Genomic DNA, 2,362 nt, shown 5'->3' on the forward strand with positions numbered 1-2,362 from the left:
TACAGCCCGGAGCTCAATCGCATCGAGAAACTGTGGCACAAGATGAAATATGAGTGGCTGGCCTTCAAGGCGCGTGACATCCAAACCCTTGAAGAAGACGTCGATACGGTCCTTCAAGGATTCGGATCAAATTATAGATTTACTTTCTGTTGAGAGCTTATCGGTGTGAGCACACTCTGGTTGCGTGCGAAACACGACGCTGATTTTCCGAAGCCGGTAAAGCTGAGCAGCCGAACCACCATCTTCATCGAGGCTGAACTCGACGCCTATCTACAGAAGCGCATCGCTGAATCGCGCGGCATGGTTGCTGCGTAAGGGGGATGCGTCATGACCAGCAATAAAGACAAGGGCCGCAACCCCTGCCAGGGCGCGACCCAGATGACCAGCAAGGTCAATCATAGGGATATGTCGACCGCAGCGCAACGGGCGCGGGTGCTCGAACATCTGCGCGCGGGCTCTCAAACAACTTATTCGCTTCGCCGCCACGGAATCTCTCATCCCGCTCAGCGTGTTCGGGAATTGATCTTGGCCGGGCACGTTATCTCATCATCCCCAGTAACTGCTATCGATTCGGACGGCTTCGCCCATCGAAAAGTCGCGCTCTATACGCTCGTTAAAGAGGTACGAAGCCAGGTTCAAGAGGGGGGCATGTGATGTATGGCGAACAAGCGGCGACACAGCAAGACCAGCCGCGACGCTGGTGGCTTTCTCGCGATTCCGTGGATCGTGCTCGACAGTCGGGCGTATTTGGGTCTTTCGCACCCTGCCAAGTCGCTCTTGCTCGAAATGGCGAGGCAATACCACGGGGACGACAACGGGCGCTTGATCGCGACTCTGGCGTATTTGAAGCCGCGCGGCTGGACTTCGTACGACACGATTCAGCGAGCCAAGCAGGAGTTACTGGAAGCTGGATTGATCTACGAGACGGTAAAGGGACGGCGACCGAATCGAGCGAGCTGGTACGCACTGACGTGGCAGACATTGGATCGACTGGATGGGTACGACGAGGGAGCGGAAGCGGGCTTCGTTCGAAGTGCCTATCTGAAAATGATGCCCTTACACCGGGAGACGGTGTAGGGAGCATTCCTATTGCACCGGGAGACGGTGTAGAGGCCGTCTCTCCTACACCGCCAGACGGTGCAATAGAGGCCATTTTTGCCACTCTCTCTACACCGCCAGACGGTGACCCTCTAGAGAAGCCATCTACACAGGCAATTTCCCAGAAGGAGGTTCAGCGATGAACCAGCAATCGATGCTGCCCGATACAGAAACGTTACTGAAACGGAAGCGGCGACAGGAAGAGGTCACGATGGCCGAACTCCTTGATGCGTGCAAGGCCGCTGGCGAAAAGGCCATCCCTGCCGATGATCCGGTCTATCGCTACGCCGAGCGTGCCGGCATTCCTGACGATTTCCTTGAGATCGCCTGGCTGGAGTTTCGTGAGCGCCATCTCGACAACACGGCAAAGAAATACCGGGACTGGCGGGCGGCCTTCCGGAATGCGGTCCGGGACAACTGGTACCGATTGTGGCGCTACGCCGACGGTGATTGCGTACTGACAGCCCAGGGTGAACAGGCGGCGCGTGTGCATGGCAAGGCAGTGCCGCAGCAACGTGGCAAGTTCGACCCTGTTGCATATGTGAATCGAAATCGAAAACCGATGCGCAGGAACAACTTCGACCAGATCGACTACCGGGAGGGGATCAATGACGACGGCTCGTTCTGAACAGATGGAAACGGCTGAGCCGGCGATTGCATCCAGTTCCGTCGCGGCGATCGAGACCGGCGGCCAGCCCGCCGCCTCCGCTACGCCTGCGGACAAAGAGCGTGCGGAAAAGCGCGGAACGACCGCCGCCAAAACCACCGCCGATTTGATGGCGCGACCGTCATTCATGGCGGCTCACACGGCAATGAGCTTTATTCCGGACTCGATGAAGGCCTACGGCCCGGCCAACGTTGTCAACATGTACGAGGAGTTTCACAGGCGTGTGAAAGGCGCTTGCGAGGGTGATATGACGACGCCCGAGGCGCTGCTTATCGCGCAGGCCATGTCGCTCAACTCGATCTACAACGAGTGCGCGCAGCTCGCGGGCGCGAATATCGCCAAGCGCCTCCCGCAGGCCGAAGTCCTCATGCGTATGGCTCTGAAAGCCCAGGCTCAATGTACGCAGACACTGCGAGTCCTGGGCGAGTTGAAGGCGCCCAAGTCGGTCGCGTTCATCAAGCAGCAGAACAATGGTAAGCGCGTCACCAGCACCGTCGTGACGGAGTTATCGATTACCCCATCGATTGGTCGCGAGTCGCATCAACGCGGCGTTGGCAGCACGCAAATCGAATAGCTCCGGGTCGAATCCTGGGCCGA

4 protein-coding genes and 1 pseudogene are annotated in these 2,362 nt (G+C 58.1%); 4 read left to right on the forward strand and 1 reads right to left on the reverse strand.

All coding sequences use genetic code 11. The features are described from left to right. Positions 1-165: 165 nt before the first annotated feature. From CFB82_RS41240 to CFB82_RS43645, 4 genes are all read left to right on the forward strand, one after another. Positions 166-315, forward strand: coding sequence for a helix-turn-helix transcriptional regulator (locus tag CFB82_RS41240; protein ID WP_256990782.1), 150 nt, complete (start codon positions 166-168; stop codon positions 313-315). A gap of 12 nt (positions 316-327) precedes the next feature. Further along, positions 328-654, forward strand: a complete 327-nt coding sequence (locus CFB82_RS41245) for a helix-turn-helix domain-containing protein (protein ID WP_089487930.1) — start codon at positions 328-330, stop codon at positions 652-654. Positions 655-657: 3 nt separating this feature from the next. Further along, positions 658-1,077, forward strand: coding sequence for a hypothetical protein (locus CFB82_RS41250; RefSeq protein WP_089487931.1), 420 nt, complete (start codon positions 658-660; stop codon positions 1,075-1,077). Between the two features lie 160 nt (positions 1,078-1,237). After that, on the forward strand, positions 1,238-1,726 hold the full coding sequence (locus CFB82_RS43645; protein ID WP_179255540.1) for a hypothetical protein: 489 nt from the start codon (positions 1,238-1,240) through the stop codon (positions 1,724-1,726). A 544-nt stretch (positions 1,727-2,270) separates the two neighbouring features. Here the strand turns inward: CFB82_RS43645 and CFB82_RS44400 are convergent. Continuing rightward, positions 2,271-2,362 (reverse strand): annotated as a pseudogene (locus CFB82_RS44400) (plasmid pRiA4b ORF-3 family protein); the annotation flags it as partial.

The organism is Burkholderia sp. HI2714, from assembly GCF_002223085.1.
Lineage (GTDB): Bacteria > Pseudomonadota > Gammaproteobacteria > Burkholderiales > Burkholderiaceae > Burkholderia > Burkholderia lata_D.

Bases quoted from the DNA above. Each gene is read 5' to 3' on its own strand.
- CFB82_RS43645 (WP_179255540.1), top strand. From the start codon at position 1,238: ATGAACCAGCAATCGATGCTGCCCGATACAGAAACGTTACTGAAACGG.
- CFB82_RS41250 (WP_089487931.1), top strand. From the start codon at position 658: ATGGCGAACAAGCGGCGACACAGCAAGACCAGCCGCGACGCTGGTGGC.
- CFB82_RS41245 (WP_089487930.1), top strand. From the start codon at position 328: ATGACCAGCAATAAAGACAAGGGCCGCAACCCCTGCCAGGGCGCGACC.